This is a genomic window from Pseudomonas sp. GW823-FHT06E10, from assembly GCF_058794995.1.
Genome location: NZ_JBXAHJ010000004.1, coordinates 102316 through 127573, shown reverse-complemented (window position 1 = coordinate 127573; position 25258 = coordinate 102316). Strand labels below are relative to the sequence as shown.

Here is a 25258-nt window from a genome sequence, read left to right as displayed (position 1 = left end):
CGCCCACGTTCAGTGACCCGCTGACCATTCATCCACCAACGTGCTGTCAGCATCAGGATCGTCCAGCGCATTTTTCGACACGGCCCTTGGGATGATTGCTTCAGCCGCCCCGCCAGCGTCTGCGGGCGTCCACTCCATGCGGTAAAGCCGGCCAATCAGGCTGACAGGCAATCCGCTGACATCAATCATCCATTGCATGATCTGTTCGGCGACCGGGTGCCCCTGCATGGCCTTGTGCAACTCGGGCATGGCCACCAGCATGCCCGGATGGCACTGACGCAGAAAACGCTCGAGCCCCGCACCTTTTTCGGTAAAGGGCGCAAACAGCAGGCACACCAGTTGTGCTTCGCTCAGGCCCAGATTCTTTTGTGCCTCGGCCGCCGCTCGGGCGCGCAGTTCGACCAGTGTCGCCGGATTGCCGAAGACCTCGATGGCCTGCTCGCACAATCGCTCGGGCAAGTGCTTGCGGCGCATCATCACCAAGGCCCGTTGCAGGTATTGCGCAACACCGGATTCGTAATTGCGATTCTGCACGAAGCACGCATGCAACCCTCGGACGTGCGCCGTGATCGACGGGCTGACGAATTCGTTGTCGCTGATCTGCGCGGACAGTTCGTCAGGCTGGAAGCCGAGAAACTCCGTCAACAATGGCCAACGCTCTTCCAGGTTGCTGACCAGCAGGTCGTGAATGTCGATGCAGGCCGTACGACGGCAGGTTTCGAAGCGCTCTTGCGGACGCCACCGGGCCTGGCCGTAATCGGCGTAGAACCCGTGATAACAGTCGCTGCCCAGTTCATCGAGCAATGCAAACAACCCCGCATAACCCGGCTCGCCCGCAGGCGAAGGCTTGAGCCCTGCCTTGGTGGCGGCGCGCCTCAAGCCGTCGATGAACTGCTTTTGCTGACGCGGCGTGTCACTGATGAGCAAGGCGTCGACACCGCCATCCCAGCGAGCGATTTGTCCGTAGAACTCTCCCGTGGCCAGATAACCGTCATCCCAAAGGTCGAACCCGCCGCGCCACTCCCGGCGATGGCCGATCAGCAGCAGGTTCAGGCGGCTGGACTCGCGGCCGGCGTCGGAGATCGGCGCCAAGTGGTTGAACGGCAAGACTTCCCGATCATCGACCATCAGTACCTCGACCCGGGGATCGTCATAGACAAACAATGCGCTGTTGGTCCGGTGCATGTTTTCCACGGCCGCGCCGCTTGTGCCGTTCAACCGTAACGAGGCGATGCGCAACTGGAATGTCGCCGGTGTCCGCGTGGCGATGGTCAACTGTGCAGCACGCAACAAAGCCAGGGTGTAGCAGTTGTCACGAGCCCCGGACTGGATCGCCAACACCTTGTAATCGCCAATGTGCTCCATGCCCCCGGCCGCTACTGCCAGGCGCTGAATCAACAATTGCAATGCAGTGCGTTCGGCACGGGAAAAAAAACCCAGCAATCGCTGCAGCACTTGTTGATAGACATAGTTCATCGCTTGGTCATGGATGCTGGTCATCTTTATTTACCTGATACTCGTAAGTTCAATATCGTGCAGACAGCAAATCCCGTTGGACTGTCGGCGCGAATGGAGTCATGGACTTTATTGCCAAATGCTAACACTTGAATTTTCTTGAAATCATTTGAAACGATCGCAGCACCCCCTCGACTTAACGACAAAGGTGGGGCTGGAACGCCCTACTGGCAAGGGTTTGCTGATTTGAAATCGGAGTCCTAGGAAATATCCGACAAAGTCCCACAGACACTTAATACAAGAAACAAGGAAGGAAGTTGCAGCTGTCTTTTTGGAAACTAGCCAACGGCCAACTAATTTGGAGATTTGCACCGATGGCGCACATTGAAAAGTTTCAGCCTGACACCCGGCCATGACTCATTCCTTGAGATGAAAGTAATCATTCAATTATCAGGGCTTAGTGGCTGATTAGAAGCTACAGATTACGGGCAAAAACCAGTTCAGTTGCTGGACCGGCCTGCGGATCGACGGCTTTCGGGGGGCTCAAACGAAAGAGTCCGTGTGGGCACGGACTCTTGGGAGGACTGGAAGTGCTACGCCGGCTCGACCTGCAGCGCGACCCGTTCGCGACACGGGCATTCGTCCATGTAGCGATGTGCTTCGACAAACTCGGCAAACGGGAAGACCCGAGTCTTGAGCGGCAGCAGAACGCGGTCGGCGGTCAGCTGATTGATATCGCGCAAGGCACGTTGCAGTGCGGCCTGGTCCTGGGTGATGCCCAGTTCCGGCTTGCCCGTGAAGTTGCCGATGCAGTGCACGAAGAACTGAATGTTCTTCTGGAACGCTGCGCAGGCCGGGAAAGGTGTCTGGTTGCCACCTTGCAGGCCGTACAGCACCAGGCTGCCGCGAGGCGCCAGCACATCGCCCAGCAACGACATCTGCGGACCGCCCAAACCATCGAACACCACATCTACGCCACGGTTATCGGTGATTTTGTTGATCCGCATCAGCAGATCTTCTTCCTCGGTGACGATCACTTTCTCGGCACCCAGCGACAGCAGGTATTCACGTTCCTCCTCGGTCTTGGTCGCGGCGATCACTCGAACACCCAAGGCCTTGCCCAGTTGTACGAACGAAGGTCCGGCGCAATGACTCGCGTCAGTCACCAGAACAAATTGCCCGGGCTTGACCCGTGCCAGATCGGCATAAGCGAAATAGGCGATCAACAACGGCGTGTAGTGCACGCTCGCTTCAATCGGGGTAAGCACATCCGGATAACGGGTGACTGCCGAGCGCGGCAGAACGATCTGCTCGCCGTAGACCGGATAGTCGTTCGGGCTTTGGGCCGGAAAGCTGGCGACCTTGTCACCGACCTCCAAGTCATCGACGCCATCACCGACAGCGGTGACGATACCGGCCATCTCCTGGCCAAGGCCTGAAGGCAGTCGGGCATGGGACGGGGCCAGGTTCTGACGCCAGAGAGTGTCATACCAACTGATGCCAATCGCCTCGACGCGCACCTGCACTTCGCCCGGTGCAGGCAGAGCCGTCGCATGCTCTTCGCATTTGAGCACCTCGGCTGGACCAAACTTGTGAAAACGTATCGTGCGGGACATCGCAAACCTCGCCAAATAAACCTCTAATGCCATGAACTCTAGCCGGGCTTTCAACCCAACACTATCTGTGGCTATTAATAGTCGACATGCCTGTCATTGATTCCGCAGCGGCGGCAACATCGTCAAATGTCGTAAGAAACCGAAGCAGCCTATGTAGGAAAAACTGAATTACCCGGTGCAGAGTACCAGTCTTTCCCCGTAATATTCCTGCTGGCCATTGTTCTCATATGGCCGCCCACGTCAAGCTTGCTGACTCTGCCAGGACTCCAGATGAATCGTAATGACCTGCGTCGTGTCGACCTGAACCTGTTGATCGTTTTCGAAACATTGATGCACGAACGCAGCGTGACCCGTGCTGCGGAAAAACTGTTCCTCGGCCAGCCAGCCATCAGTGCGGCGCTCTCGCGCCTGCGCGGCCTGTTCGATGACCCCTTGTTTGTGCGTACCGGCCGCAGCATGGAACCGTCCGCCAGGGCGGTCGAGATCTTCGCCCTGCTCTCCCCGGCACTGGATTCGATTTCCACCGCGGTCAGCCGTGCGGCCGAGTTCGATCCTGCCACAAGTACCGCCGTGTTCCGCATCGGCCTTTCGGACGACGTCGAGTTCGCCTTGCTGCCGATGCTGCTCAAGCGCCTGCGTGCCGAATCGCCGGGGATTGTGCTGGTGGTACGTCGGGTCAACTACATCCTGATGCCGGGGTTGCTGGCATCCGGTGAGATATCCATCGGTGTCAGTTACACCACCGACCTGCCGGCCAACGCCAAACGCAAGGTACTGCGCCGCAGCCAACCGAAGCTGTTGCGCGCCGACACCGTGCCGGGGCCGTTGAGCCTGGATGATTACTGCGCTCGCCCCCATGCACTGGTGTCGTTCGCTGGCGACCTCAGCGGCTTCATCGATGAAGAGCTGGAAAAGCTCGGGCGCAAACGGCATGTGGTGCTCGCCGTTCCCCAGTTCAACGGGTTGAGTACCCTGCTCGCCGGAACCGACATCGTGGCGACGGTGCCGGACTACACAGCCGATGCACTGACTGCCGCTGGCGGAGTGCGGGCCGAAGATCCGCCGTTGCCGGTGCGCAGTTTCGAGTTGCACATGGCGTGGCGCGGATCCCAGGATAATGATCCGGGGGAGCGTTGGTTGCGGTCGCGGATTCAGATGTTTTTTGGGGATCCGGACAGTCTGGCCTGATCCTGATTTTGCAGGGCTTCTGGCCCTATCGCGAGCAGGCTCGCTCCCACAGGGATTTGGGAACAGCGAAGATCCAATGTGGGAGCGAGCTTGCTCGCGATGGCCGCAACACGGTTCCAAATCTGACCATTGCATCCAATGCAACACACAATTGTCATCAATCCAGTTGATGACGACCGAACACAAGGTGCAGGCTAGAGGGCTGGCTTGGGTCTTATATCATTCCGGATGATAGTTACCTTCGCCCCATTCGATTCGTGAGATACAAACCCGCCGCGCATCATTCGCCAATCTCAACACATTGGCGGATGCATCCATGGAACAGTCACTCAAACATTTGCGCTTCCCGTTGGCTTTGTTGGCCGTAGTGGTGATCAGCGCTTGCGGCAAGGCCCCGGAAACCGCCGCCAGCATGCCAGCGGCCAAGGTCAGCGTGGCCAAGGTGCTGGAACAGCCGGTCAACGAATGGGACGAATTCACCGGCCGTCTCGAAGCGCCGGAAACCGTCGAGATTCGTCCACGGGTCTCCGGCCAGATCGATGAAGTGGCGTTCACGGAAGGCGCCCTGGTCAAGAAAGGCGACCTGCTGTTCCAGATCGACCCGCGTCCGTTCCAGGCTGAGGTCCGCCGCCTCGAAGCACTGGTTGCACAATCGCGCGCCAATGCCACCCGCAGCGAAAACGAAGCCCAGCGTGGTGAGCGTCTGCGCACCAGCAACGCGATTTCCGCCGAACTGGCCGACTCGCGGACCAGCGCCGCCCAGGAAGCCCGCGCCGCGGTCGGCGCCCTGCAAGCGCAGCTGGATCTGGCCAGGCTGAACCTGAGCTTTACTCGTGTGACTGCTCCAATCAGCGGCCGCGTCAGCCGTGCGGAAATCACCGCCGGCAACCTGGTGACTGCCGACACCACCCCGCTGACCAGCGTGGTCTCCACTGACAAGGTGTACGCCTACTTCGACGCGGACGAGCGTGTGTTCCTCAAGTACACCGAGCTCGCTCGCCAGGGCAAGCGCGGCGCCACCACCCCGGTCTACATGGGCCTGTCCAACGAGGACGGTAACCCGCACCAGGGCGTGATGAACTTCGTCGACAACCAGGTCAACCCGAAGACCGGCACCATTCGTGGGCGCGCCGTGTTCGACAACAGCGATGGCAGCTACACCCCGGGCCTGTATGCACGCCTGAAACTGGTGGGCAGCGGCACTTACAGCGCCATGCTGATCAATGACGAAGCGGTCGGCACCGACCTGGGCAAGAAGTTCGTGCTGGTGATGGATGCCGACAACAAGACCGCCTACCGCGCGGTGGAGCTCGGTCCGAAGATCGAAGGTCTGCGCATTGTGCGCAATGGCCTGAACAAGGACGACACCATCATCGTCAAGGGCCTGCAACGGGTGCGCCCTGGCTCACCGGTCACCCCTGAAGTGATTCCGATGGCCAGCGAACAAACCCTCGCGGCACTCGCACAACAACGCCAAGCGCTGGAAGCCAGCAACCTGCCCCAAGTCGCGCCTGCCAGGGTTGCGCCGGGCACGGCTGTGAAACTGGCTGCCACGACCCCACGCGGTTAAGGGATTTTTACGATGAATTTTTCCCAATTCTTCATTTCACGGCCGATCTTTGCAGCGGTGCTTTCGCTGCTGATCCTGATCGCCGGCGCCATCTCGCTGTTCCAGCTGCCGATCAGCGAATACCCGGAAGTGGTACCGCCGACCGTTGTGGTTCGTGCCAACTTCCCGGGTGCCAACCCAAAAGTCATCGGTGAAACCGTGGCCGCTCCACTGGAGCAAGCCATCACCGGTGTCGAGAACATGCTGTACATGTCCTCGCAGTCCACCGCCGACGGCAAGATCACCCTGACCATCACCTTTGCCCTGGGCACTGACCTGGACAACGCACAGGTGCAGGTGCAGAACCGTGTGACGCGGACCGAGCCAAAACTTCCCGAGGAAGTGACGCGCATCGGTATCACCGTGGACAAGGCTTCGCCCGACCTGACCATGGTTGTGCACTTGACCTCGCCGGACAAACGCTACGACATGCTCTACCTGTCCAACTACGCCTTGCTCAACATCAAGGATGAGCTGGCGCGTCTGGGTGGTGTCGGTGATGTGCAGTTGTTTGGCATGGGCGATTACTCCCTGCGTGTCTGGCTCGACCCGAACAAGACCGCTTCGCGCAACCTGACCGCCACCGATGTGGTCACGGCGATTCGTGAGCAGAACCGTCAAGTGGCGGCCGGTGCCTTGGGTGCGCCTCCTGCACCGAATGCCACGGCCTTCCAGTTGTCGGTCAACACCCAGGGCCGTCTGGTTTCCGAGGAAGAGTTCGAGAACATCATCATTCGCTCTGGCGACAACGGTGAAATCACTCGCCTCAAAGACATCGCTCGCGTCGAGCTGGGCTCCAGCCAGTACGCCCTGCGTTCCTTGCTGAACAACCAGCCGGCGGTGGCGATCCCGATCTTCCAGCGTCCGGGTTCCAACGCCATCGAAATCTCCAACGAAGTGCGGTCGAAAATGGCCGAACTGAAGAAGAGCTTCCCCGAAGGCATGGACTTCAGCATCGTCTATGACCCGACGATCTTCGTGCGCGGCTCCATCGAGGCGGTGGTTCACACCCTCTTCGAAGCACTGATCCTCGTGGTACTCGTGGTGATCCTGTTCCTGCAAACCTGGCGCGCCTCGATCATTCCGCTGGTCGCTGTGCCGGTATCGCTGATCGGTACCTTTGCCGTGATGCATCTGTTTGGCTTCTCGCTCAACGCCTTGTCGCTGTTCGGCCTGGTATTGGCGATCGGTATCGTGGTGGACGACGCCATCGTGGTGGTGGAGAACGTCGAGCGGAACATCGAACTCGGATTGACCCCGGTTGAAGCGACCAAAAAAGCCATGGGCGAGGTAACCGGCCCGATCATCGCCACGGCGCTGGTGCTGTGTGCGGTATTCGTTCCGGCGGCGTTCATTTCCGGCCTGACCGGCCAGTTCTACAAACAGTTCGCCCTGACCATCGCGATTTCCACGGTGATCTCGGCCTTCAACTCCCTGACCCTGTCGCCGGCGCTGGCCGCGGTATTGCTCAAGGGCCATGACGCGCCGAAGGACCGACTCTCCAAGGTGCTGGACAAGATTTTCGGTGGCTGGTTGTTCCGTCCGTTCAACCGCTTCTTTGAAAAGGCCAGCCATGGTTATGTCGGCACCGTTGCCCGCGTGATCCGCTCAAGCGGTATCGCCCTGCTGCTGTACGCCGGCCTGATGGTCCTGACCTTCTTCGGTTTCTCCAGCACCCCGACCGGTTTCGTCCCCGGCCAGGACAAGCAATACCTGGTGGCCTTCGCGCAACTGCCGGATGCCTCGAGCCTGGACCGTACCGAAGACGTGATCAAGCGCATGTCCGAGCTGGCGCTGAAACAGCCCGGCGTGGAAAGCGCCGTGGCCTTCCCGGGCCTGTCGATCAACGGTTTCACCAACAGTCCGAACGCCGGCATCGTGTTCGTGACCCTCAAACCGTTCGACGAACGTAAAGACCCGAGCATGTCCGCCGGTGCGATTGCCGGTGCCTTGAACGGCCAGTACGCGAATATCCAGGAAGCCTACATGGCGATCTTCCCGCCGCCGCCGGTACAAGGCCTGGGCACCATCGGTGGTTTCCGCCTGCAGATCGAAGACCGGGGCAACCTGGGCTACGAAGAGCTGTACAAGGAAACCATGAACATCATCAACAAGAGCCACAACGTGCCGGAACTGGCCGGCCTGTTCACCAGCTACACCGTGAACGTGCCCCAGGTCGATGCCGCCATCGACCGGGAAAAAGCCAAGACCCACGGCGTCGCCGTCAGCGACATCTTCGACACCCTGCAGATCTATCTGGGTTCGCTGTATGCCAACGACTTCAACCGCTTTGGTCGCACCTATCAGGTCAACGTTCAGGCCGAACAACAGTTCCGCCTCGAATCCGACCAGATCGGCCAGCTGAAAGTGCGAAACAACAAGGGCGAGATGATCCCGCTGGCGACCTTCATCAAGGTCAGCGATACCTCGGGCCCGGACCGCGTGATGCACTACAACGGCTTCATCACCGCTGAAATCAACGGTGCGGCAGCCCCCGGCTACAGCTCCGGCCAGGCCGAAAAAGCCATCGAGAAACTGCTCAAGGAAGAACTGCCCAACGGCATGACCTACGAATGGACCGACCTGACCTACCAGCAGATCCTGTCCGGTAACACCGCACTGTTCGTGTTCCCGCTCTGTGTGCTGCTGGCGTTCCTGGTACTGGCGGCTCAATACGAAAGCTGGAGCCTGCCACTGGCGGTGATCCTGATCGTACCGATGACCCTGCTGTCGGCCATCACCGGTGTGATCGCCTCCGGCGGTGACAACAACATCTTTACCCAGATCGGTTTGATCGTATTGGTGGGGCTTGCCTGCAAGAACGCGATCCTGATCGTCGAGTTCGCCAAGGATAAACAGGAGGAAGGCTTGAGCCCGCTGGCTGCGGTCCTGGAAGCGTGCCGTCTGCGTCTGCGGCCGATCCTGATGACCTCCTTCGCGTTCATCATGGGTGTGGTGCCCCTGGTGTTCTCCAGCGGTGCCGGTGCCGAAATGCGCCACGCCATGGGTGTCGCGGTGTTCTCCGGGATGCTTGGGGTGACCTTCTTCGGTCTGTTGCTGACGCCGGTGTTCTACGTACTGATCCGTAACTTTGTCGAGCGCGGCCAGGCACGCAAAGCTGCCAAGGCCACCCTGAAGCTGGAGTCGCACTGATGAGTTTGAAAGCCTTCCTGCCGAGCCTGCTGGTACTGGCCCTGAGTGCCTGTGCCGTGGGCCCGGACTACAAGACGCCAACCACCGAGGCGGCCAACATCACGGCCGCCACCGACGGCGCCGCCGGCCAGAAGAATTTTGACCGTTCGCGTTTCGAAGGCATCTGGTGGCAACAGTTCGAAGACCCGACCCTCAACCAGCTGGTGACGCAATCCCTGCAAGGCAACCGTGATATGCGCGTCGCCTTCGCCCGCTGGAAAGCGGCGCGGGCGATCCGCGATGACGTCAGCAATGACGCCATGCCGACCATCACCAGCCGCGTCAGCAGTGACCTGGGCAAAGGCCAGATTCCGGGCCAGACCACCGACCGGGTCAACAGCGAACGCTATGACCTGGGCCTGGACATGGCCTGGGAAATCGACTTGTTCGGCCGTATCCAGCGCAATCTGGAGTCGGCCAACGCCGAGCAACAGGCATTCGAGGCCGATCTGTACCAACTGCAAGTCACCATGATTGCCGAACTGGTGGACTCCTACGGGCAGCTGCGCGGCGCGCAGTTGCGGGAGAAAATCGCCCTGGCCAACCTGGAGAACCAGCAGGAGTCGCGCAAGATCACGGTCAGCCTGCGTGATGCCGGCGTCGGCGACCAGCTCGATGTGGAGCGCGCCGATGCGCGACTGGCGTCGGTTGAGGCCAGCGTGCCGCAGCTGCAGGCCGAACAGGTTCGGCAGAAAAACCGCATCGCCACCCTGCTGGGTGAACGTCCGGACAAGCTGACCGTGGACCTGAGCCCGAAAGACCTGCCGGCGATTGCCAAGGCCTTGCCGATCGGCGATCCGGGTGAACTGCTGCAACGTCGTCCGGACATTCTCAGTGCCGAACGCCAACTGGCTTCGGCCACCGCGCGTATCGGCGTGGCCAAGGCGGATCTGTTCCCGCGGGTCAGCCTCAGCGGCTTCCTCGGCTGGACTGCCGGACGTGGTTCGCAGATTGGTTCTTCGGCGGCCAACGCCTGGGCGCTGGGCCCGAGCATCACCTGGGCCGCGTTTGACCTGGGTAGCGTAAAAGCCCGCATACGTGGCGCCGACGCCGATGCCGAAGGCGCCCTGGCGACCTACGAGCAGCAAGTGTTGCTGGCCCTGGAAGAATCGGAAAACGCTTTCAGCGACTATGGCAAACGCCAACAGCGCCTGATCTCGCTGATTCGCCAGAGCGAGTCCAGCCGCTCGGCTGCCGACCTGGCGCAAATCCGCTACCGCGAAGGCACGTCCGATTTCCTCGTACTGCTTGACGCCCAGCGTGAACGCCTGGCGGCCGAAGACACCCAGGCCCAGGCCGAGGTTGACCTGTATCGCGGCATCGTCGCGATCTACAAGGCCCTCGGTGGTGGCTGGCAGCCGGAGACGGTCGCGAGCAAGTAATACGGTTTTTAAAGCGCTCCTTTGGTTGGCCGCAACCAACCAATTTCCTTGCCCTGCGTCTCATTCGGTCGCGGGGCTTTTTTTGCCCTGAAAAAGGCAGTACACACCCCCTGTGGGAGCGAGCTTGCTCGCGATGGCGCAAGCACCTTCACCAATGATGTTGACTGATCCACCGCTATCGCGAGCAAGCTCGCTCCCACAGGGGGGTTAGTGCTGGTCTTTGGATTTGCGGGTTTCCTGGACGGTCACGGTAGCCGTGGTCCCCGCCCGCAGGTTGTTTTTACCGGCATAGTCGGCATCGATCTCGATCCGCACCGGCACCCGTTGCGCAAGTTTGATCCAGGTGTAGCTGGGGTTGATGCTGGCCAGCAGACGGCCGCCCGGCAGGTTTTCCCGGTCGGCAATGGCGAAGGCAATACTCTGCACTTTGCCGCCGATCGTTTCGCCACTCATCAACTCGATCTTGACCCGGTCGCCCTCCCCGATCCGCGGCAACTTGGTTTCTTCGAAGTAACCGCTGACATAGAACGACTCGCTGTCCACCAGCGCCAACAATGGGCCACCAGCCGAGGCGTAATCACCCTCCCGGGTCAGCAGATTGGTGACATAGCCGGTCACCGGGGAGACGACATGGGTACGCTGCAAGTCGAGCTCGGACTGGGTCAATGCCGCGATGGCCAGTTGCACGTTGGCCTGGGCCAACACCAGACTGGCCTGATTACGCATCAAGTCGGCCTGGGCCACCGACACGTCGGTGCTGGCTTTCTCCCACTCTTCGCCGGAAATCGCTGAACGATCCTTGAGCGTGCGCCGGCGTTGCTCCTCGCTCTGACGTTGTTTGAGCAATGCTTCGCTGGAGATAATCGCCGCCTGGGCCTGCCCGAGCGAGGCTTTCGCCACCTCCACCGCGCGCCTGGCATGCTCCACCGCCAGGGTGTAGCGCGCCGGATCGATCTCCAGCAGCGCCTGACCCTTGCTCACATGTTGGTTGTCCTGCACGGCCAGGCTGACGATTCGCCCCGAAACGTCGGCGGACAAGGTCACCACATCGGCACGCACCCGGGCATCCCGGGTCCAGGGTGCGCGGGTGTAATGCTCCCAGGCGAACCAGCCCAGGATGAAGGCCAGCAATACCACCGCCACCGTCGTGAGTCGGGAAAGGATGTTCTTCAAGGCTTCAGGCTCCCATGACCAGAATCAACGTGGCGCAGACGCAGGCGTACAACGCGCCTTCGAACAACGCCTCGTGCCAGACAAACTGCAGCACGCCAAGGCGCCGCAATGTCCAGTCCAGCAACAGGAAAATCGGCAAGCCCAGCAGCAGCGCCTGGGCAATCGGGGGCAGATAGGCACCACCCACTTCCAGATCAATGGGCAAGGACAGGGTCTCCTTCAAGGCCTGAGGGTTGAAAGTGGCCGCGATAGCGTTCCACGAACGACACCACGATCAGCAGCGCCACACGCATGCGGAACACCGACCACAGGTGCTCGTGAACATCGGTGTGCAGGGCATCCAGGTCGTCGCCCAAGGTGTGGAGGCTATCAAGCACCTGCACCACTTCGACCCCGGGCCGACCGGCAACCAGCCTGCCCGTTTCCCGGACTGTCGAGAACAGGCGACGTTGCAGATCCGGACTCAGCAGTGCGTTGTTCTGCCCTTGCTGCCGCAGCTGATTCAAGGCGATACCCAATGCCATGCAGGCCAGGCTGACTTGAAACAGCTCGCGCGATTGTGGCTCCCGGGTCGCCGGCAGCAGCCCCAACATCATGGTCAGGCGATCAACCATACGGCTCTCGAACGCAAACTGCTGTTCATCGCTCGCCGACGTTTTCAGCAAGGCGTACACCTGCTCGCAGTTCTCTTTGTAGAGCCGGCGCATGCGAAAATCCGGCCTGAACGGAAAGATCAGCGCATAGACACTCAAAGCCAGCACGGTCGCACAGGTATAGGCCCCGGCAAACTCGAACCACTGGCTGGCGGTGTTTTGACCAATCCCCACGTTCAACGGGCCAAGCAACAAAAACGTCGTGAGCCCCAGGCCAATCCCGGTACCTGTGGTGGGTGGACTGGCCAGCCCCACCGCTACGGCGTAGAGCAAGGGCGCCAGCAGCAAGGCAAGCATCTCGAAATTGCTGATCATCGGCACAAACATGAACTGAAGGAGCGCCGAGACCACCAGTGCCAGCCCGAACCCCCTGGCATAGCTTTGAACAGCCAGTAGCGGCCGGGGAAACGTCGACATCAGCGAGCAAAGGATGCCCACCAGCACCATCCCGGCTCGCGCACCGTCCCAGCCGGTTTCGATCCAGATCAGGCCGGCGATCAACAGCGCGCAAAAGGCCCGGACGGCATTCATCGTCGCCAGGGTGAAGTCCAGATGCAGCGGATTTTCCCGCCCGCGAAACACGCTGCTAGCGGGTCGCCCGCTCTGGATGGCATCGCTCAGCTCCAGAATCTGCTCAAGCTGCTGCAACAGGCGCGCCTGCTCCCAGCGCAGCGACCAGGCCAGCGAACGCAAGGTGGCCGGCAGCGGCTCGGTCAATTGTTCGGCCCTGTAGGCCAGCTCATCAAAGCGTTGTTGCAGCGATGTGAAATGATGGCGCTTTTCACTGGACAGCGAACGCCCCTCCCGCGCCAGTTCATCGAGAAAGTCCAGCTCTTCGGCACGCAGCCGTTGAATCTCTTCAGGCAGCTCGCCCTCCCAGCGCTCGGTCAACAGCAGCCGCTGGTGGCGCAGGGCGGTCAGCCGCGCGGTCAACAACACCAATTGGTTACCCAACAGTTGCACCAGGCCGTTGGCACTGCGTAACCGGGGCGCATCGTAATACATGTGCCTGCGCACACCCTCCAGGCCGCTGATCTGGCCCAGCAGCTGCATTTGCCGCTGCTGGAATTCGGCTTCGCTCTCTTCGGTGCGGATGACGGCGCTGGCATGGGTGGCCAGCAACCGGGTGATTTGGTCGATTTTGGCGAAGTAATCCCGGGCCACGGCTTCCGGCCTGGCGGTGAGCAGGCTGACCACGCACACGCAGGCAACCGCCAGCAAGGTTTCGGTGAGGCGGGTCACTGCCAGCAAAAAGGTGCCGTCCTGATCGGGAATCGCCAGCAACGCGATGACCACGGCGGTGTAGCCACTGAGCACGAATGCCCCGGAACTGGTGTAGCGCAACAGCGTGCCACCGGCGGTGCACAGCGCCAGCCACAACGCCAGGGTGGTGATGAACGGCAGCGGTGCCTGGGGAAAGATCGCCATGATCAACACCGCCACGGCCGCCCCCAGCGTGGTGCCGATCACCTGGCCAAAACTGCGGGCCAGCACCATGCCAGCCAGTGGCTGGCTGATGATGACCACGGCCATGATCGACCACTTGGGCTGGTCCAGATCGAACAAAAACGCCAGGTACAGGGTCAACAACCCGGCCGCGATGGTTCGCAAGGCAAACAGCAACACCCCGGGGCCGGGGTTGAAAATCGCCTTGAAGTATTGCAACAACGCTTGCATGGGAACACTCGTCGAGACACCTCCAGCAAGCGTAGTCACTGCTGCGGTGCCTCGAGAGGTTTTGCCGTCGACGCAGCTTGCCGGCCCGTGGATTGTCGGCTGAAGGGCTGTTCAACGGTTTGAATCGAGCGAGAACGGCGTCAAGGTTTGACTCAAAGCCTGGCCTGACCGAAGCTTGCGCCTTTGCAAAAGCTTGCCAGCTTCCGGATTCCTGCATGCCCAAGTCCCGCCGCCTTCTGTTTATCAGCCTCTTCGCCCTGCTCGTCATCGGCGGTGTCTGGTTTTCCCTGCGCGATACCACCCCGGTGGTTCCCGAAGCCATCCAGCACGGCTACAGCGAAGCGCTGGCGGCTGCCCGGGCCGGCCAACCGGGTGCGGCGCGGGTGCTCTATCAGCAATTGGCCCGTCCGGACCTGTCCCCCAAACGTCGTATCGGGTTGCATGCCGAGCTGCCCAACTATCCAAGCTCGGTGGCCCTGAAGCTGGCGGATGCCGACCTGCAGAACGAGTCGCCCGAGGTACGTATCGCGGCGATCAGAAGCATCAGCGGCCTGGTACCGAACGGCCAGCGCAGTCTGTTGCTGGGGCCATTGCTCGATGACAGCGAACAAAGCGTGCGGCTGGCGGCGATCAACGCGCTGCTGGGGTTGTCCCCGGATGAACTGGGTTTGTATTTCGGGCCGCTGGAGCAAGCCATCGATGCCTGGGAGCAAGTGCTCAAGAGCGCGCCGCAAAGTGCCGAAAACCAATACCAACTGGCCCGACTGCACTTGCACAACGCCGAGCTCAAGCAAGCGCAACAGGCGCTGGACAACACCCTGCGCCTGGCGCCGGACAACCTGCCGGCGCTGGTACTGCAAATCGAAGTGCTGGATAAACAGGGCCAGAACGACGCTGCCCGGCAACTGTTGGCCAGGCAACTGCAGGCACAACCCAACTCGGCCTACCTGCAACACGCGTTGGGGCTCTGGCTGCTGCATCACGAGCAAAGCGAATTCGCCCTGCTCGGCCTGTCCAAGGCCGTTGAACTTGAGCCCAATAACCGGGACTACCGCTACGACCTGGCCACCACGTTGCACGGTGAGCAGGAGCTCGAAGCGGCGCAGAAACAGTTGCAGGAAATCGTTCAACGCCACCCGAACGATCGCAAGGCCCGGGTGCTGCTGATCAACTACTGGAAGGAAAGCGGACAGCTGCAAAATGTGCAGATCCTGTTGGCCCAACTCGAACAGATGAACCCCGATGATCCGGCGTTGCAACAAGGGCTTTGACCCCGACTGAAATTTCGTTGAACCGTCGTCCTGGCCAGGGGTCAAGTGAACAGGCAGCCCGTTATGGCGCTTCGCAGCGGCTGCCTCGTTGACCCTGGCCATATGAGGACGCTTGTTTGTCTCTATCCAACGATTTGAACCGAGACAAGGCCGCCACCGGTATCGAAGGTCTGGACGATATCCTCAATGGCGGACTGTCCCGCGGACATGTGTTTTTGCTCGAAGGCGAGCCGGGCACCGGCAAGACCACCGTGGCGCTGCACTTCCTGTTGGCAGGCGCGCAAGCCGGCGAACGCTCCTTGTACATCACCCTCTCTGAAACCGAACGCGAGTTGCGCCAGGGCGCCTTGTCCCATGGCTGGGAGATGGACGAAAACGTCCATATCTTCGAACTGACGCCCCCGGAAAGCCTGCTCAATGTCGAACAGCAGCAGACACTGCTCTATTCCTCCGACCTGGAACTGGGCGAAGCCACCCGCCAGATCTTCGAGGTGGTCGAGCGGGTCAAGCCGACCCGCGTTGTCCTGGACAGCCTTTCCGAGATTCGCCTGCTGGCGCAAAGCTCGCTGCGCTACCGTCGGCAGATTCTGGCCATCAAGCATTATTTCGTGCGTTACGACGCCACGGTGTTGCTGCTCGATGACCTGACCGCCGAGTCCCTGGACAAAACCGTGCACAGCGTGGCCCACGGCGTGATTCGCCTGGAAGAATTGACCCCGAACTACGGCGCCGAGCGACGTCGCATCCGCGTGGTCAAGTACCGCGGCCAGAAGTACCGCGGCGGCTTCCATGACTTCACCATCACGGGCGATGGCGTGCGTGTATTCCCGCGCCTGGTGGCCGCCGAACATCGCGGTCAATACCTGCGTCAGCAATTGACCAGCGGCATCCGGGAAATGGATGCGCTGCTGGGCGGCGGTATCGAGACGGGTTCCAGCACCTTGATTCTCGGCCCGGCGGGGACCGGCAAATCGCTGATCGCCATGGTGTTCGCCGCCGCGGCCGTGGCCCGGGGCGAAAAAGCCGCGTTATTCATTTTCGATGAAGAGTTGGGGTTGTTGTTCGAGCGCATGAAGAACATCGGCATCGATTTGCAGGCAATGCAAGACAGCGGCAATTTGCTGGTCGAACAAGTGGACGCGGCCGAGCTGTCCCCCGGCGAGTTCTCCCACCGGGTCCGGCGCTGCGTGGACGAAGGCAATATAAAGACCGTGGTGATCGACAGCATCAACGGCTATCAGGCGGCGATGCCGGAAGAAAACGCCTTGGTGCTGCACATGCACGAGCTACTGCTGTACCTCAATCGCCAGGGCGCCGCAACCTTCATGACGGTCGCCCAGCACGGCCTGGTCGGCGACATGCAGGCGCCGGTCGACATCACCTACCTGGCCGACACAGTCATTCTGCTGCGTTACTTCGAAGCCCTGGGCAAGGTGCGCCGCGCCATTTCGATCATCAAGAAACGTACCGGCAGCCATGAGTCGACCATCCGTGAATACCGCATCAGCGCCCAGGGCATGACCATCGGCGAGCCCCTGGAAGCCTTTCAGGGCGTATTGCGCGGCGTACCCACGTATCTCGGCGCCGGCAACCCGTTGCTCGCGGACGAAATCCCGTGACGGACATGCAAGCGACGTCCGAGCGCGCAATCATCCTTGCGCCGCGAGGGCGCGACGGCCAGATAGCCCTGATGATGCTCAACGAGGCCGGGGTTCACGGGGTGATCAGCCCCGACCTGCCCGGATTGTGCGCCGAACTGGAACAGGGTGCCGGCCTGCTGCTGATCTCTTGCGAGGCGCTGTTGGGTGCTGATCTGGAACCGCTGATTCGCCTGATCGAACAGCAGCCCGCATGGTCGGATCTGCCGATCGTGTTGATGACACACCATGGCGGCCCGCAACAGAACCCGGCATCGCGCTTCGGCCCGCAATTGGGCAACGTGACCTTCCTCGAACGGCCATTTCACCCGGTCACACTGATCAGCCTGGTCACCACGGCCCTGCGCGGGCGGCGACGACAGTACGAAGCCAGGGATCGGTTGATCGACCTGAGCCAGAGCGAATTGCGCCTGCAGAACACCCTCGAAACCCTTGAACAGCAGGTGCAAGAGCGCACCGCGCAACTGCGTCACAACGAGGAAGCGTTGCGCCAGTCGCAGAAAATGGAAGCCGTCGGCCAACTCACCGGCGGCATCGCCCATGATTTCAACAACATGCTGACCGGTATCATCGGCAGCCTGGAGTTGTTGCGTCGACGCCTGGCCCGGGGGCGAACCGAAGACCTGGACAGCCTGATCGATCTGGGGGTGACTTCGGCCAACCGCGCGGCGGGCCTGACCCACCGCCTGCTGGCGTTTTCCCGGCGCCAGTCGCTGGATTCGAAACCCGTGGAGATGAACACCCTGGTGATCTCCATGGATGAACTGCTGCAACGCAGCATCAACGAAACCATTCGTCTGGACATGCAACTGGACGAGCACCTGTGGGTGGCCGAAGCCGACCCCAATCAACTGGAAAGCGCCCTGCTCAACCTGGTGATCAATGCCCGCGATGCCATGCCCAATGGCGGCAGTCTGGTGGTCTCAACTTCGAACCAGCACTTTGACGAGGATTTCACCCAAGGCCAGAGCAATCTCGATGCGGGTGACTATGTGGTGCTCAGCGTGACGGACACCGGCTGTGGCATGCCGCAAAGCACCATCAACCGCGCCTTCGACCCCTTCTTCACCACCAAGCCTATCGGCCAGGGCACCGGGCTGGGGTTATCAATGATCTATGGTTTCAGCAAACAATCGGGAGGTCACGTCGCCATCCAAAGCGTCGTGGGCGAAGGCACCACGGTGAGCCTGTTCCTGCCACGCTTCGGTGGAGACCTGCCCCGGGATCATCCATCGGACGTCGAACATTCACCTTTGGCCAGGAGTGGCGAGACGGTGTTGATTGTCGAGGACGATCCGGCGGTGCGGGTGCTGGTCAGCACGGTGTTGAGCGATCTGGGCTATGCCTACGTCGAGGCTTGTGATGGCGATAGCGCGGTGCCGATACTCGATTCGGCCCAGCGCATCGACCTGCTGATCAGCGATGTCGGCTTGCCCGGTATGAATGGCCGGCAACTGGCGGAAATCGGCCGGCAGTTGCGTCCCGAGCTGAGGGTGCTGTTCATCACCGGCTACGCCGAGCACGCCGCGGTGCGTGGCGGGTTCCTCGATCCGGGCATGCAGATGATCACCAAGCCGTTTACCTTCGACCTGTTGACGGCGAAGGTCAGGGAGATGATCAGGGCCTGAAGGCTTACGAAAGCATGTCCTGCATCAATTCCTGCAATTTATCCAGATCGAAAGGTTTTTCCAGGATCGGTGCCTTGTGCGTAATCGGGCTGTCGGTCTCGCGGATTTCCTGAGCATAGCCGCTGATGAAGATCACCTTGAGTTCCGGTCGCAGCTTCACGGCGGGCTCGGCGATCTGTACACCGGAGATTCCTCCGGGCAGGCGGAAGTCGGTGATCATCATGTCCAGGTGCGGTTTGCTCGCCAGGATTTCGAAAGCCTGCTCGCCGTTTTCGGCCTGCAATACGCGGTAACCCTCGCCCGACAGATAAGCGGACAGCACCATCAGAATCGAGGGATCGTCCTCGACGACGAGTACTACATCTTGTGCATCTTCGCTCATGGGAAGCCTTTGCTCGGTCAATTGCTGCTGATAGACCGTGGGGTCGACCAGAGGTTGCGTTTATCCGGTTGTTTTCCTACAGCGGCAGACAAACGCGAAACAAGGCGCCTTCGCCGATCCTGCTCTGGACGGTAATAGTACCGCCATGGGCGGCCACAATCTGCTCTGAAATAAACAATCCCAGGCCCAGCCCGGCGACGGCGTGCCTGGCCGATACCCGCTCGAACTGCTGGAAGATCCGCTTCTGGTTTTCCTCGCTGATGCCAATCCCTCGATCCTGCACGTCCACCAGCGCCTGGCCACCTTCACAGTAGACCTTCACCGAGATCGGGCTCTTGGCCCCGTAGCGCAAGGCGTTGGTCAGCAGGTTGGAAATGACCTGTTCAATTCGAAACTCGTCCCAGTTTCCGATCACCGGTTGCGTGGCATCGAGCGAGACCGACGCTTCGGCGGCGTCGATCTGCTGGGAAAAGTTGTGCAACAACTCGCCAACCAGCGTTGAAAGGTCAAAGCGCTTGGGTCGGATCGACAACTTTCCGGTGCGAATGCGCGAGACGTCGAGCATGTCTTCAATCAATCGAATCAGACTTTTGATCTGCCGCTCGTCGCGGTCGACCATCGCGTGCATCTTGTCCAGGGTGAAGGCGGCGGAGTTGTCCCGGGCCAGGTGCATCTTGCGCAACTGGGTTTCAAGGATCAGGCCGTTGAGCGGCGTGCGCACTTCGTGGGCGACGATGGACATGAAGTCATCGCGCATGCGTACCGCCTGCTCCAGTTCCAGTTGAGTGCTTTGCAATCGCTTGAGCAGGGTCTCCTGTTCGCGGCGACTTTGCTCAAGGGCCAGCACTTGTTCCTTCATCGCCTTGCTCTGGCGATAGAGGTCGACGAACACATTGACCTTGCTCTTGACCGCCTGGAGGTCCAGCGGTTTGTACAGGAAGTCCACGGCACCGCTTTCATAGCCCTTGAAGGCGTAATTGAGTTCACGCCCGGCGGCGCTGACGAAAACGATCGGGATGTTCCTGGTTTTTTCCGTGCCGCGCATCAACTCGGCCAGCTCGAAGCCATTCATGCCGGGCATCTGCACATCGAGGATGGCCAAGGCGAATTCGTGTTGCAACAGCAGGGACAAGGCCTCGTCGGCGGACAGCGCCTTGTACACAATGCGGTCCTCACGCTTGATCAGCGCTTCGAGTGCCAGCAGATTCTCCGGCAGATCGTCCACGATCAGCAGTTTGGCCTGGAAATTACTCAGCATGCGATTCGTTCCAGCTCGACAAGCAGACGGCCGATGCCGCGTACAGGAATGATCGGAAGTGCATAGCCTTCGCGCAGCGGGCCGGGGATGTTCAACAGCGCCTCGACGCCACCGGCGCAGGCACCGATCACGATCGCTTCGATAGCCGGCATTTTCGTTGCACTTTTCATGATTTTCGATAGATCCGTTCTTGTTTGACCAGCGGCTCGAACTGATCGCCGAAGGCTGAGAAATCCGGGGTTTCCTTACTGCCCAGCACCAGGAAACCGCGATGGCAGAGGGACTCATGAAACAGCCCGAACGCTCGACCCTGAAGACTTTTATTAAAATAAATCAGTACGTTACGGCATGAAATTAATTGAGTTTCGGAGAATACGCTGTCCGTCGCCAGGCTGTGATCGGCAAAGGTCACGTTCTCGCGCAGGGTCTTGTCGAAAATCGCGTACCCATAGGCCGCCGTATAGTAGTCGGCAAACGAACTCTGGCCACCGGCCTGCTGGTAATTAGCAGTGTAGGCGCGGACGTTCTCCATCGAGAAAATCCCTTGCCTGGCCTTTTCCAGCGAGCGCGGATTGATGTCGGTGGCGTAGATGATGGTACGGTCCAGCAGGCCTTCTTCGCGCAGCACAATGGCCATCGAATACACCTCTTCACCGGTGCTGCATCCGGCGATCCAGATCTTGATCGAAGGGTAGGTTCGCAGCAGCGGCACCACTTCCTTGCGGATGGCCAGGAAGTGCGAGGGATCGCGAAACATTTCGCTGACCGGAATGGTCAGCAACTGCAGCAGTTGCATGAACGCGGCGGGATCGTGCAGGACCTTTTCCTGCAACGCCGAGATGGTGTTGCACTCGAACTGACTCAACGCATGGTCGACCCGGCGTTTGATCGAAGCGCCGGAGTAATCGCGAAAATCGTAGCTGTACTTGAGATAGATCGCCTCGATCAACAACCGCAGTTCGATTTCGCTGTTTCGATCCACTGAAAAATTGCGCTCCACTAGATACGTTCCATCTTCGGTAACCACACACGAATCAGCGAAAACAGGCGATCGAGATCGATGGGCTTGGCCAGGTAATCGTTGGCGCCGGCCTGCAGGCAGCGCTCCTGATCGTCCTTCATGGCCTTGGCTGTCACGGCGATGATCGGCAGCTTGCGCCAGCGCAGATTCTTGCGGATTTCAACGGTGGCTTCAAAACCATCCATTTGCGGCATCATCACGTCCATCAACACCAGATCGATGTCTTGCACCTCATTCAATCGTTCAATCGCTTCGCGGCCGTTGCGGCCAATGACCACGACTGCGCCCTTTTGCTCCAGCGCGCTGGTGAGGGCGAAAATGTTGCGCACATCGTCATCCACCAGCAGCACCTTGCGGCCTTCGAAGACCTTGTCGCGGCTGCGGGCGACCTTGAGCATCTTCTGCCGTTCATGGGACAACCGTGATTCGACTTTGTGCAGAAAAAGCGTCACCTCATCCAGCAACCGCTCCGGCGAGCGTGCGCCCTTGATGATGATCGAACGCGAATACTTGCGCAGTTCGGCCTCTTCATCCCGGGTCAGGTTGCGCCCGGTATAGACGATGACGGGCGGAAAGGAACAGATGTCTTCGGTGGACATGCGCTTGAGCAAGTCATTGCCGAGCATGTCGGGCAGCTTGAGGTCGATGATCATGCAATCGAAGACGGATGAGCGCAGCAGGTCCAGCGCCTCCTGCGCCAGGCCAACGGCGGTGATCTCGATGTCATCGTCGCCGATCAGGCGGGCAATGCTGTCGCGCTGCACGTCGTCGTCCTCGACCAGCAGCACGCGCTTGACCTTCTGGGTCAGCTTGGCCTCAAGGCGTGCAAACACGTCCTTGAGTTCCTCGCGGGTGGTCGGTTTGACCACGTAGCCGATGGCGCCCATGTGCATCGCCGCCTCGACCCGGTCTTCGACCGAAATCACATGCACCGGGATGTGCCGGGTTTCGGCGTGTTCCTTCAAACGTTGCAGCACGCTCAGGCCGGAATGATCCGGCAGGCGCATGTCCAGCAGGATCGCATCGGGGATGAACGCCTTGGCCAGGTCGTAGCCTTCGTCGGCGCCGTGAGCCACCAGGCACTGATAACCCAGTTCATGGGCCAGGTCGTAGAGGATGTGCGCAAAGTTCGGCTCATCCTCCACCACCAGAATGCAGCGTTTGGTGAACGGCCCTTTGTTGCGGTCGTCGTCGAAGCGCGGAATGTCGACTTCGGCCACCAATGGCGACAACGTGGGCGGCAATACACTCGACACAGCCGCCACAGGAACGGCTCGCATCGGTTCGACAGGTGCTTCGCCCGGTTCCACGTACTGCTGTGGCAAGACCAGGGTAAACACACTGCCCTGCCCCGGCGTGCTGGTCACGCTGATGGAGCCGCCGAGCAGGGCCGCCAGGTCACGGGAGATCGACAACCCCAGCCCGGTGCCGCCGTAACGCCGATTGGTGGTGCCGTCGGCCTGACGGAACGCTTCGAAGATGCTTTCGTGCTGATCCACCTCGATGCCGATTCCGGAGTCGCGGATGCTGAACGCGATGCCGTCATTCGGCGCCGTGGCAACGGACAGGCTGACGCTGCCGCTTTGCGTGAATTTCACCGCGTTGGACAGCAGGTTCTTGAGCACTTGCTCCAGACGCTGGCGATCGGTGAACAGCATCAACGGCGCACCGTCCTGCATACCCACCCGGAAATCCAGTTGCTTGTCCGTTGCCAATGGCTGGAACAGGCCGCGCAGGCCATCCACCAGGCGCGCCACGCTGGTGTTCTCCGGACGGATTTCCAGCTTGCCGGCCTCGACTTTGGAAATATCCAGAATGTCGTTGATCAGGTTGAGCAAGTCGTTGCCGGCGGAGTAGATCGACTCGGCGAATTGGACTTGCTCGGCAGTGAGGTTCTCTTCCGGGTTTTCCGCCAGCAGCTTGGCCAGGATCAACGAGCTGTTCAGCGGCGTGCGCAGCTCATGGGACATGTTGGCGAGGAATTCGGACTTGTACTTGCTCGAGCGCTGCAATTCTACCGCGCGTTCTTCGAGCTGGATCTGGGCCTGATTGAGTTCGGTATTCTTCAGGTCCATGGCGTCGCGCTGCTCGGCCAGTACTTCTGCCTGCTCGGCGAGTTGTTCGTTGGTCTGCTCCAGCTCCACCTGCTGGGTTTCCAGGTGCGCCTGGGACTCCTTGAGAATCCGCGACTGCTCTTCGAGCTCTTCGTTGGCGGTCTTGAGTTCTTCCTGCTGAACCTGCAGTTCTTCGTTGAGTTGCTGGGTTTCGGCCAACACCTCCTGCAAACGCTGGCGATAACGTGCCGCCTCGATCGAGGTGCCGATGTTGCCGGCAATCAGCTCAAGCAATTCAACGTCACGGTCGGTCAGTGGACGCAGAAAGCCCAACTCGATCACGCCATTGACCCGCTCGTCGTCGCTGGTTGGCACCACCAGCACACTGCACGGCAAACCGTCACCGAGGCCGGAGCTGACCTTGAAGTAATCTCCCGGCACCTCATCCAGGCGAATCAGCCGTGCCTGTTGCGCCACTTGGCCGACAATGCCTTCTTCGCTGTAGATCTGCTGTTCACGCCCTTCCTGTTCACGGGAAAAACCATAGGTGGCGATGCGCTTGAGGCCGCCATGGTCTTCGCGCACATAAATAGCCGCCACGGCGGTGCCCAGGTACTGCGCGCAGAATTGCAGGATATTGCGACCCAGCATGCTCAGGCTCAATTGTCCCAGCACCTGCTCGGCCAGCTCGGTCTGGCCGTTACGCAGCCAGGCCTGTTGCTCCAGACGATGGGCGCTGGCCTGTTGGGCGGCAAGGTTGACGCTGTAGTTCTGCGACAGGGTCAACAAATCGCGGCGCCCGACGTACGCCAGCAACCCGCTGACCCCGGCTATGAACAACAGGTAGAGGCTGATGCTCATGATGGTGGTGCCGCGCACTTCGTCATTGCGCGATGCGCGCAACTGTTGTTCGGTGTCGATCACCGCCTCGAACTGCTTGCGAATTTCATCGGTCAGGCGTTTACCGCGTCCGGCCTTGACGATGGCGCGATAATCGCCGCTGCTGCGCTGCAAATCGATCATCGATTGCGCGTAGTTGGTCCACTCCAGCTGCAAGGCCCGCAACCGTAGCAAGCGATCAGTCTGCACCGGGTTGTCGGCGGTCAGTTCAAGCAAGGTATCGAGCGCCACGGCGATGCGCGGCTTGGCGGTTTCGTAGGGATCGAGGAAATGCTCGTCGCCACTGAGCAGGAAACCGCGCATCCCGGTTTCCAGATCCACGGTCAGCTTGACCGCTTCATTGGCGTTATTGATCACCCGGTCGGTGTGCTCCACCCACTGGATGGTCGACAGCAAATAGCTGATCAGCGACACGAAAAACACAGCGCTGATAAGACCCAGACCCAACGGCAGGCTGATGTTACGGCTCAGGAGTTTACGAAATCGTTGCTCATCAACCGAGGACGCTGAGGTCATGGGGCAGGCCTTGTCGAACTGTCAGAATGCAAGGAGTTTGCCCCAAAACTGGCAAATTGATCCAATTATCTGACATGTTTGCGCGCAAGGTCCTACATTGCACTGCTCCCGCGTTATCCTTGCCTGGCCTGTACCGCCAATCCTTTTTCCATCGCGCAGGGAACTTGTCGGGATCCGCCACTTACTCATGCAAGAGGCCGGTGATTTCCAGCGACCGGCAATGCCAATCTTTTTCGGGAACTCGACCATGTCATCCGCCAACGGCTCCACCATCCTTGTCGTCGAAGACGATGCCATCGTGCGCATGCTGATCGTCGACGTCCTGGAAGAACTGGAATTCAAGGTGCTGCAAGCCGATGGCAGCGAACAGGCACTGGTGATGCTCAAGGACTTGAACCAACACATTGACCTGATGATGACTGATGTTGGCCTGCCGGTCATGGACGGCCGCGAACTGGCCAATGAAGCAAGAGCTTTACGTCCAACCCTTCCGATATTGTTCGCCAGCGGTTATGCCGAAAACATCGAAGTGCCCGTCGACATGCACCTGATCGGCAAACCCTTCTCCATTGATCAGTTGCGCGACAAGGTCAAAAGCATTCTCGAGTGACGCAGCGCTGCGCTG

At 60.2% G+C, this 25258-nt stretch carries 17 protein-coding genes and 1 pseudogene; 8 read left to right on the top strand and 10 right to left on the bottom strand.

All coding sequences use genetic code 11. From position 1 onward, the window contains the following. Window positions 1-9: 9 nt before the first annotated feature. The gene (locus AC1Q6Y_RS08435; RefSeq protein WP_492624371.1) at window positions 10-1500 is read right to left on the bottom strand and encodes a hypothetical protein; all 1491 of its coding nucleotides are present in this window, start codon (window positions 1498-1500) and stop codon (window positions 10-12) included. Between the two features lie 548 nt (window positions 1501-2048). Next, window positions 2049-3071, bottom strand: a complete 1023-nt coding sequence (locus tag AC1Q6Y_RS08430) for a zinc-dependent alcohol dehydrogenase family protein (RefSeq protein WP_090455285.1) — start codon at window positions 3069-3071, stop codon at window positions 2049-2051. A gap of 270 nt (window positions 3072-3341) precedes the next feature. Between AC1Q6Y_RS08430 and AC1Q6Y_RS08425 the strand changes: the two genes are divergently transcribed. From AC1Q6Y_RS08425 to AC1Q6Y_RS08410, 4 genes are all read left to right on the top strand, one after another. Then, on the top strand, window positions 3342-4259 hold the full coding sequence (locus tag AC1Q6Y_RS08425) for a LysR family transcriptional regulator (protein WP_090455287.1): 918 nt from the start codon (window positions 3342-3344) through the stop codon (window positions 4257-4259). Window positions 4260-4575: 316 nt separating this feature from the next. Further along, window positions 4576-5829, top strand: a complete 1254-nt coding sequence (gene mexE / locus AC1Q6Y_RS08420) for a multidrug efflux RND transporter periplasmic adaptor subunit MexE (RefSeq protein WP_057714781.1) — start codon at window positions 4576-4578, stop codon at window positions 5827-5829. Between the two features lie 12 nt (window positions 5830-5841). Then, window positions 5842-9021, top strand: coding sequence for an efflux RND transporter permease subunit (locus AC1Q6Y_RS08415; protein WP_492624370.1), 3180 nt, complete (start codon window positions 5842-5844; stop codon window positions 9019-9021). Next, window positions 9021-10442 carry an efflux transporter outer membrane subunit gene (locus AC1Q6Y_RS08410; RefSeq protein WP_492624369.1) on the top strand — a complete coding sequence of 474 codons (1422 nt, stop codon included), beginning with the start codon at window positions 9021-9023 and terminating at the stop codon, window positions 10440-10442. Before AC1Q6Y_RS08415 ends, AC1Q6Y_RS08410 begins: the two co-directional genes overlap by 1 nt. A gap of 207 nt (window positions 10443-10649) precedes the next feature. On the opposite strand, the gene AC1Q6Y_RS08405 is transcribed toward AC1Q6Y_RS08410, so the two are convergent. Genes AC1Q6Y_RS08405 through AC1Q6Y_RS08395 form a run of 3 tightly spaced genes read right to left on the bottom strand, consistent with a single transcriptional unit; the run spans window position 10650 to window position 13945 of the window. Next, window positions 10650-11615, bottom strand: coding sequence for an HlyD family secretion protein (locus AC1Q6Y_RS08405; RefSeq protein ID WP_492624368.1), 966 nt, complete (start codon window positions 11613-11615; stop codon window positions 10650-10652). 4 nt (window positions 11616-11619) lie between these two features. Continuing rightward, a complete protein-coding gene (locus tag AC1Q6Y_RS08400) occupies window positions 11620-11820 on the bottom strand; it encodes a DUF1656 domain-containing protein (protein ID WP_032829912.1) in 201 nt (66 codons plus the stop codon). Beyond that, window positions 11810-13945 (bottom strand): FUSC family protein, encoded by a 2136-nt coding sequence (locus AC1Q6Y_RS08395; protein WP_492624367.1) that lies wholly within the window; start codon window positions 13943-13945, stop codon window positions 11810-11812. Before AC1Q6Y_RS08395 ends, AC1Q6Y_RS08400 begins: the two co-directional genes overlap by 11 nt. 215 nt (window positions 13946-14160) lie before the next feature. Between AC1Q6Y_RS08395 and AC1Q6Y_RS08390 the strand changes: the two genes are divergently transcribed. From AC1Q6Y_RS08390 to AC1Q6Y_RS08380, 3 genes are all read left to right on the top strand, one after another. Beyond that, window positions 14161-15216, top strand: coding sequence for a tetratricopeptide repeat protein (locus AC1Q6Y_RS08390; protein WP_057714776.1), 1056 nt, complete (start codon window positions 14161-14163; stop codon window positions 15214-15216). 116 nt (window positions 15217-15332) lie between these two features. Then, window positions 15333-16835, top strand: coding sequence for an ATPase domain-containing protein (locus AC1Q6Y_RS08385; RefSeq protein ID WP_492624366.1), 1503 nt, complete (start codon window positions 15333-15335; stop codon window positions 16833-16835). After that, entirely contained in the window at window positions 16832-18502 is a 1671-nt protein-coding gene (locus AC1Q6Y_RS08380; protein ID WP_492624365.1) for a response regulator, read from the top strand. Before AC1Q6Y_RS08385 ends, AC1Q6Y_RS08380 begins: the two co-directional genes overlap by 4 nt. A 4-nt stretch (window positions 18503-18506) precedes the next feature. Here the strand turns inward: AC1Q6Y_RS08380 and AC1Q6Y_RS08375 are convergent, their stop codons facing one another. The 5 genes and pseudogenes from AC1Q6Y_RS08375 to AC1Q6Y_RS08355 all read right to left on the bottom strand — a co-directional run bounded on the left by AC1Q6Y_RS08375 (window position 18507) and on the right by AC1Q6Y_RS08355 (window position 24633). Continuing rightward, on the bottom strand, window positions 18507-18884 hold the full coding sequence (locus AC1Q6Y_RS08375) for a response regulator (RefSeq protein ID WP_057714773.1): 378 nt from the start codon (window positions 18882-18884) through the stop codon (window positions 18507-18509). A 76-nt stretch (window positions 18885-18960) separates the two neighbouring features. After that, window positions 18961-20142, bottom strand: coding sequence for a hybrid sensor histidine kinase/response regulator (locus AC1Q6Y_RS08370; protein ID WP_492624364.1), 1182 nt, complete (start codon window positions 20140-20142; stop codon window positions 18961-18963). 41 nt (window positions 20143-20183) lie between these two features. After that, window positions 20184-20312, bottom strand: a pseudogene (locus tag AC1Q6Y_RS08365) (chemotaxis protein CheB); the annotation flags it as partial. Continuing rightward, on the bottom strand, window positions 20309-21142 hold the full coding sequence (locus AC1Q6Y_RS08360; RefSeq protein WP_057714771.1) for a CheR family methyltransferase: 834 nt from the start codon (window positions 21140-21142) through the stop codon (window positions 20309-20311). The gene AC1Q6Y_RS08360 and the pseudogene AC1Q6Y_RS08365, both read right to left, overlap by 4 nt. Beyond that, the gene (locus tag AC1Q6Y_RS08355; protein ID WP_492624363.1) at window positions 21142-24633 is read right to left on the bottom strand and encodes a response regulator; all 3492 of its coding nucleotides are present in this window, start codon (window positions 24631-24633) and stop codon (window positions 21142-21144) included. The genes AC1Q6Y_RS08360 and AC1Q6Y_RS08355 overlap by 1 nt, the downstream gene beginning before the upstream one ends. A 247-nt stretch (window positions 24634-24880) precedes the next feature. Between AC1Q6Y_RS08355 and AC1Q6Y_RS08350 the strand changes: the two genes are divergently transcribed. Next, window positions 24881-25243 (top strand): response regulator, encoded by a 363-nt coding sequence (locus AC1Q6Y_RS08350; RefSeq protein ID WP_407515501.1) that lies wholly within the window; start codon window positions 24881-24883, stop codon window positions 25241-25243. The last annotated feature ends 15 nt before the right edge of the window (window positions 25244-25258 follow it).